Origin of the sequence: Anaerophaga thermohalophila str. Valhall, assembly GCF_000250735.1 — a bacterium.
Lineage (GTDB): Bacteria > Bacteroidota > Bacteroidia > Bacteroidales > Marinilabiliaceae > Anaerophaga > Anaerophaga thermohalophila_A.
The window spans coordinates 1-8,033 of record NZ_AHZV01000056.1 but is presented as its reverse complement, the minus strand read 5'-3'; the positions used below and the strand labels follow the sequence as shown (position 1 = coordinate 8,033).

General features: G+C 42.2%; 6 protein-coding genes. 3 read left to right on the top strand and 3 right to left on the bottom strand.

The window, feature by feature from the left end; translation table 11 throughout:
• Positions 1-265: 265 nt before the first annotated feature.
• Positions 266-1,135, bottom strand: coding sequence for a succinate--CoA ligase subunit alpha (sucD, locus tag OQ5_RS0102365; protein ID WP_016775954.1), 870 nt, complete (start codon positions 1,133-1,135; stop codon positions 266-268).
• A gap of 120 nt (positions 1,136-1,255) precedes the next feature.
• Between sucD and OQ5_RS0102360 the strand changes: the two genes are divergently transcribed.
• Positions 1,256-3,223 (top strand): methyl-accepting chemotaxis protein, encoded by a 1,968-nt coding sequence (locus OQ5_RS0102360; RefSeq protein WP_020372244.1) that lies wholly within the window; start codon positions 1,256-1,258, stop codon positions 3,221-3,223.
• Here OQ5_RS0102360 and hemH read toward each other — a convergent pair.
• Positions 3,204-4,211, bottom strand: coding sequence for a ferrochelatase (hemH, locus tag OQ5_RS0102355; RefSeq protein WP_016775953.1), 1,008 nt, complete (start codon positions 4,209-4,211; stop codon positions 3,204-3,206). The genes OQ5_RS0102360 and hemH overlap by 20 nt on opposite strands.
• A 283-nt stretch (positions 4,212-4,494) precedes the next feature.
• Between hemH and OQ5_RS24090 the strand changes: the two genes are divergently transcribed.
• The gene (locus tag OQ5_RS24090) at positions 4,495-5,820 is read left to right on the top strand and encodes an insulinase family protein (protein ID WP_255297345.1); all 1,326 of its coding nucleotides are present in this window, start codon (positions 4,495-4,497) and stop codon (positions 5,818-5,820) included.
• A gap of 64 nt (positions 5,821-5,884) precedes the next feature.
• Positions 5,885-7,483: a hypothetical protein gene (locus tag OQ5_RS24085; RefSeq protein ID WP_255297344.1), complete on the top strand. Its 1,599-nt coding sequence runs from the start codon at positions 5,885-5,887 to the stop codon at positions 7,481-7,483.
• 272 nt (positions 7,484-7,755) lie between these two features.
• Here the strand turns inward: OQ5_RS24085 and OQ5_RS23360 are convergent.
• Positions 7,756-8,033: hypothetical protein (locus OQ5_RS23360; RefSeq protein ID WP_044107343.1), on the bottom strand; the 278-nt coding region annotated here is incomplete at its 5' end.

Here is an 8,033-nt window from a genome sequence, read left to right as displayed (position 1 = left end):
TAACCAATTGACAAAACACGAAACACGAAACCCGGATTGAGGTTAAGGCTGAGGCAAAGGACTGAGGCAAAGGTTGAGGCAAGGTTGAGGCAAAGGTTGAGGTTGAGGCTGAGGTTGAAATGGGAGGAGCTACATATTATTTTGAGATGCCGGTAAAATTTTCCATGCAAAAGCCGCAAAACATTATCACCCTAAGGGAGCAAAGACTATAAATTGTTAACCACTCTGAGGAGATTACCTCGCGGATATCGGGTGAAATAAAAAATTATTTCAATGCACGCTTCATAGTGGCACCAATTTCGGCAGGCGATTCAACCACATGGATACCACACTCATGCATTACTTTCATTTTTGCAGCAGCAGTATCGTCTTTTCCGCCAATAATGGCCCCGGCATGCCCCATTCTACGACCTTTGGGCGCAGTTTGTCCGGCAATAAACCCAACTACAGGTTTCGAGCCATGGTCTTTGATCCACCTGGCTGCTTCAGTTTCCATATCACCGCCTATTTCACCAATGATTACAATGCCTTCGGTATCATTGTCCGCCATCAGCAATTGAACGGCTTCAAGAGTGGAAGTACCAATAACGGGGTCGCCACCAATACCGATACAGGTGCTCTGTCCCAACCCCAGCTTGGTCAGCTGGTCAACAGCCTCGTATGTTAACGTGCCGGAGCGACTTACAACACCTATGCTTCCTTCTTTGTGTATAAATCCGGGCATAATTCCTGCTTTGGCCTTCCCGGGTGAGATTACTCCGGGACAGTTGGGGCCAATCAATCTGCTTTTTCGCGATGCCAGATAATGCTTTACTTTAATCATGTCGGAAGTGGGTATCCCCTCACTGATTGCAACAATCAGCTGAATACCGGCATCGGCGGCTTCCATTATGGCATCGGCAGCAAAACGGGGCGGCACAAAAATAACCGATGTGTCGGCTTCGGTGGCTTCAACAGCATCGGCAACAGTATTAAAAACAGGCAATCCAAGATGTATGGTTCCTCCTTTTCCAGGAGTAACACCTCCAACAACCGGTGTGCCGTATTCTATCATCTGGCCGGCATGAAACGTTCCTTCTTTACCGGTAAAGCCCTGTACAATGATTTTCGAGTTTTGATCAATTAATACGCTCATAGATACTATTTTGAAAAATTTGAACCCAATACAAAATATTTCAATAATGTTTAATTAACATCCGAAAAAGGGAAAGGGTTTAGTTTTGTGTGAGTAATAATACAAAAACCCAAATTACCTATGAACTGGCAATCTTTAAAAATCAAGCACAAACTATTTCTTGGCTTTGGAATTGTTCTTATGGTTACCATGATCTTCGGCAGTATTCTGTTGACCGGATTATTTGCAATAAACAAATCATCACGAGCGCTTTATCACGAAAACATCCCTGCACTGTCGAAAACCTATAAATTACAAAATCATTGGCAACAGGCTGTTTTTAACCTTCGAAGTTTTTCATCCCTGAAACAGGAACAATTTTTCATTATGGCCAACCACCACATCAAAGAAGCAGAAAAGATACTTCAATCCATCACTTCAGAACAAAAATCGTCGGGCTGGCAAACTATTCAGGATGAATTAGCCCTTTTTAAATCACAGGCTGAAAAGTCGTTCAAGTCAGCTTTGGCTGTAGAACATTCTTATGAACTTCTTGATTCGGCCCAGCAAAAACTTCAGAAGTTATCAGATAATTATCTTCACCTTCAATACCAAAAGCTCAAAAAAGATGTAGATAAGGGTGCTCCCAAATACATTATTAAACGACGCGCCGATAAAATAGACCTGATGAATGAAATCGTCAACACCGTCGAAAATCTGAAAATAACCGTGGGTGAAACCAATTTTAAAAATGATCCGGAATTGTTGAACAATCTGTCTCCATCTTTTGAAATCATACGAAGGAATGTCCATACCATATTGCCCATGACCACCAAACAATATGATATTGTTACACTCAATGAGATACTGGAACAAAACAAAATATGCAAATCGGCTTTGGATACTCTGAAAAGCAACTGGAAAATCTACAGCCAGCTTAATAATCATGATTTTCTGGAAAGAGGCCTGTCATTAACCATGGACATGGCCGAAAAGCAAGAAGATTATCTCATCAGAAGCGCACAAAACAATTTACAACATGCTGCTAATGCCCGCAATACATGGTGGTGGAGCTTGTCACTATCGCTCATTGCGGGGGTAATTCTGTCCTGGCGCATCAGCCGTTCTCTTTCCGATCCGCTTCTTGAATTGACAAACCTTGCAGAATTACAGGGAAACGGGGTTCTGATTTCTATCCCTGATTCCGACAGAAAGGATGAAATTGGGCTTCTTATGCGTTCGATGAAATCACAACAGGAGCAAACAAAAACCATGATAAAAGCTTTAACCGGACTTGGTAATTCATTGAATGACCTGATGCAGCGGTTAAAAAAACGGGCCGAAAACCTCATGCAATATACTGCATCCCAGGCATCTTCAGCTGAAGAAATTACAGCTTCTGTCGAAGAAATTCAAGCACTCACAGAAAACAGCAGTGCTCAAACCCAAAGCGCTACAACAAAACTAAAAACGGCAAAAACAGAGGTCGACCAATACATTAATCAAAATAAAGAAGCCATCGGGCTCATGCAGTCAATCATTGATCGTTCTAACATAATTTCAGAACTGGCATCACAAACTTATATTCTTTCACTCAACGCATCAATAGAAGCTTCGCGCGACAATAATGCTGACAACAGAGGTTTTGCTGCCATCGCCAGGTCTATGCGCGAACTGGCCGAAAGAGTCAAAGCAGCTTCGGAAGAACTAAATAGTATTTCAGGAAAAGGAAGGGAAAGCTCGGATGAAGCCATTCAAAATCTCGACAGCATCAAAGAGATAATCAGTTACAACACGGAGGTACTCCAAAACCAGGTCGAAATGATTTTGCAGCAATCTGCCGAAATGAGTCAGATATCGGGTGCCATACAACACCTGAACACAGAAACCCAAAACACTTCACAAATGGCAGAAGCGTTGAATGCTGAAGCTGAACGGATGCATATTCATAGTGAAGAATTGTCTGAATTGCTCTCTTTTTACAAAGACGAAGAGCAGGATATCAACCAATTACCTAAGGTAAATCAATGGGAATGGGCAGAGCTCCTCTCCCGCGAAGAAGATGAAGAAGCCTTGCAAAAGGAAGAAACTATACTAACTCAGCAATAGTTTTCACCCAGTCGTCGTTCAGATTAAGGCAGGGAATGTGCCGGAATGTTTCTCCCCCGGCTTTCAAAAATGTAGCCCTGCCTTCTATGCGAATTTCCTCAAGGGTCTCCAGGCAATCGCTTACAAAAGCAGGAGTAACCACCAAAAGGTTCTTTATGCCCTCTTCGGGAAGTTGTGCCAGTACATCGCTGGTTGCAGGCCCCAACCACTTATCGCTGCCAAGACGCGATTGAAATGATATACTGTATTTTTCAGAGGGAAGATTCAGATTTTCTGCAACCAGACGAGTGGTTTCGAACACCTGATGCCGGTAGCAGAACCTATGCGCTTCGGACGGTTGACGACAACAATCGTCCTTTTTAAGACAATGATTTCCGGTAGGATCACGCTTCAGAATATGTCGCTCAGGAACACCATGATAACTAAACAGAATATGATCATATTTCTCACCGGTAAACGGCCTTATTGAATGACTCAACGACTGAATATAGGAAGGATGATTGTAATAGGGTTCAATAACTTTAAGATTGAACGAATAATTACCCCTCTCCCATGATTTTTTCACATGCTCCACTGCCGTTTCGTAACTACTCATTGCATAATGCGGATAAAGCGGAAACAATACCACTTCATCGATCCCGGGATGTTCTTCACGAATCTTATTCAAAGCCCATTGAGGCGATGGATTCCCATACCGCATGCACATATACACCGGTAGTTTGGTTTCAGCGGTAACTTTGCCAACCAGCTTTTGTGTCAACACAATTAACGGAGAACCTTCTTCCGTCCAGATGCTTTTGTATTTCTTAGCGCTACGCGGCGCACGGAACGGGGCAATTATGCCATTTACCAATAACCACCGGGGTAATAAAGGAATGTCGATTACCCGTCCGTCCATTAAAAACTCCCGCAAATATCTTCGCACATCGCTTACAACAGTGGAGTCGGGCGATCCAAGATTGGCAAGAAGAACAGCTTTTTTGGTCATAAACAGAATTATTTGAACGCTTGTGGCGAATCAGAGGTGCGCCGGATAAAAATTCGTACCATTTGTCAACAAAGAAAACCGACTTTGGTTTAATCATTATTTGATGTATCCCTTCCTAAAAGTCTCATTTAAGGAGCAAACTCTTTGATTAAACTATTGAACAAATTTATAGAAATTTATTATTTTTATTGTTTTGATATCCCATTTCAAGAACACCTGAATATCAGGGATTTCTAAAATCTACAAGCCACATTTTTTTATTTATCAATTTAAATCTCACAAGATGAAAAACAAATTTTTATTGGTGATAATCACCATTATGATTTCCATGTTGTGGGCATGTTCCGACGACCCTGCCTACAAAGAAGGAAAAATTTACAATGGCTTCAGACTTATCGAAAACAGGTTTGTCGAGGAAGTGAATGCCAATTGTTTATATTTTGAACATGAAAAAAGCGGTGCCAGATTAATGAAAATTGCTGCCGATGATGCCAACAAACTTTTTGCGGTAACATTCAAAACAATTCCGGCGCACGACTACGGAACACCTCACATTATTGAGCATTCGGTATTGAACGGGTCGGAAAACTTCCCTGTAAAAAGTCCGTTCGACCTCCTGGCAAAAGGGTCACTGAACACCTTCCTGAACGCGATGACCGGTTCCGATTTTACTACTTATCCTGTTGCCAGCATGAACAACAAGGATTATTTTAATCTGATGCACGTATATATGGATGCCGTATTCAATCCTTTGCTTCACTCCGATCCCAGAATAATGAAACAGGAGGGTTGGCATTACGAACTCGACAGCGTGAATGGTGACATTGTTTACAAAGGTGTTGTGTACAACGAAATGAAAGGTGCTTTTTCGAGTCCCGACAGACAATTAAGTTACCACATCGATAAAATACTTTTCCCCGACAACACCTACGGGGTATCTTCGGGAGGCCATCCATCTGCTATTCCTGACCTTACTTACGAATATTTCAAAGCATTCCACAAAACCTATTACCATCCGTCCAACAGTTTTGTGTTGTTGTACGGCGATGCAGACCTGGATGAAGAATTAGAGTTTCTGGACAGAGAATATTTCTCAAACTACGAAAAGTCGGATAATAACATTGAGATACCACTCCAGGAGCCATTTGCAGAAAGAAAACAGGCTGAAGAAAGCTACAGTATAGCGGAAGGTGCCGACACAAGAGACAAAACCTTTTTGAGCTACAGTTTTGTTACCGGCCTCAATACTGACCGGGAATTGGTGATGGCGCTCGACATTCTGAGCGACGCACTGGTCAACCACGAATCGGCACCATTGCGTCTGGCACTTCAGGAAGCAGGCATAGGCAAAGATGTTGCTGCCCGGGTAAGTACAGATAAACAGAATGTTCTGCAGATAACGGTGCAAAATGCCAATCCCGAAGACAAGGAAAGATTTAAGGAAGTTGTATTCCAAACATTGAATAAAGTTGTTGAAGAGGGTTTAGACCGGGAAACCGTTGAAGGCATCGTCAACAGAATGGAGTTCCGGTTACGGGAAGGCGACAGCCCGCAAAAGGGGTTAATGTATCTTTTCTCTCTCAAAAACAGCATGTTTTTTTGGCGATGACCCCTATTCCGGCCTTGAGTTTGAAAAACCTCTGGCAGCAATAAAAGAAGGCATTGAGAACAAAATGCTTGAAAACATTGTGCAGGAACAATTAATTGACAATCCTCATGCTCTGTTGATGGTATTAAAACCGGAACCAGGACTGGAAAGCAAAGTTGCCGAAAAAACCAGACAAAAACTGGCCGAATATAAAGCTTCTCTCAGTCAGGAAGAACTGGAACAACTGGTAAAAGAAACCCGGGAGTTGAAAGAATATCAGAAAAAGGAAGATTCGCCCGAAGCTTTAGCAACCATTCCTATGCTATCGCTCTCAGATATCAGCCGGGAGGTTCAATGGTATGAAGCTTCTGAAAAAAGCATCAACGATATCCCTGTTCTTCATTACGAGGATTTTACCAACAACATTGTTTATACCAGCCTGTTTTTCGATGCTCGTGCCCTCCCAAAAGAGTTGATTCCTTACGGTAACCTGCTGGCCGAAGTGCTTGGCAAAATGAACACCGAGAATTATTCGTATGGCGAACTCAACAATGCATTAAACATTCATACCGGCGGCTTTTATACTTATGTAACCACTTATCTGGAAGACCACTCCGATCAAAAGCTGATCCCGAAATTCCGAATTACCGCCAAAGCAACTTTAGATAAAACCAAAAAGTTGTTCGAACTTGTGGATGAGATTCTGAATTACTCAAAATTGAACGATAAGGAACGCCTGAAGGAAGTTTTGCTTCGTCATCAATCTCAGATTGAATCCCAGGTCAAAAACTACGGTATAGGATATGCCATAACCCGGCTCAACTCATACTTCAGTAACGAGGGAATGTTTAATGAACTTACCGGCGGGTTAACTTATTACGATTTTATTACAGATATATCAGAAAATTTTGATTCAAAAAGTGATGAACTGATTGAAAAACTTGAAAAGACAGCCGGTTTGTTGCTCAACAAACAAAACCTGGTTGCAGGTATTACCTGTTCCGATGAAAACTATTCCACATTTGAACAGGCTTTCGATAACTTTATCAGTCGCTTGCCGGACACAGCAACAGAATTCAGCAAATGGGATTTTGACTTTGAGCCTAAAAATGAGGGACTGACCTCCTCGTCGATGGTTCAATACGTGATAAAAGGGTACGACTACAAAAAACTCGGATACGAATGGGACGGAAAAATGCAGGTTCTGAATCAAATCTTGTCACGTGACTATCTCCAGAATAAAATCCGTGTTATGGGTGGCGCTTATGGCGGATGGGCCAATATTTCACCCAATGGAAATGCTTTTTTTGCATCGTATCGCGATCCAAATCTCGCTGAAACATTGGAGAATTATGATGCAGCTGAAGAATTTCTGACAAGTTTCGATGCTGACACAACCGAAATGACACGCTATATTATCGGAACCATTTCCAATATTGATGGCCCGACAACCCCGTCAATGCGGGGATATATGGCCATGAACAATTATTTTACCAACACAACCAGGGCCGAAATGGAGGCCGAGCGTAATGCTATTCTCAATACCACAGCTGAAGACATTCGTGGCTTTGCAAAAATGATATCGGATGTGATGGCCCAAAACATTATCTGTGTTTACGGAAACGATCAGAAGATCAAAGAAAATGATGATTTGTTTAAGGAAATTAGGGCAGTCATTAATTAGTGCGTGTCTATAAACTCGCAAAAATTTTTACTAGATGTGTGTCTGTTCAGAAAGTACCAGTTGCAAGGCTTGCGAAGCCGCCAAAACCGGAGTTTACTTTTCGTAAATGAGGATTTTGGCGGCGAGCGTAACACAGCAAATGGTACTTTATGGACAGACACTAATTAGTGTATGTCCATAAAGGCAATAATCAGCTAAAAAAGCTTAAACGCAGAGACGCAATGACGCAAAGTTTTTATTATGAGAGGTAGAAACGCCCAAATTGGGCATCTTTATCTTACCAGACATCTGCAAAAGTTTAACGGGGTATTGTAAAATATTATTTGTTGCGTTAGGCTTGCAAAGGATAAAGTTCCACTCCTGAAAGTATCTTTCGGGACTGACTCAATGGTATAGAAGACAAATACCGTCATATCCCCTGCCCGGTGATTCTGTAAGCCGGCAGGGGATATTTTTGTTATGCCGGTGTTCCCGGAGGGTCTTGCATAAGCCATTGGAACCTCAGCATAAACCACCGGAACCTCAGCATAAACCACCGGAACTTCAGCAT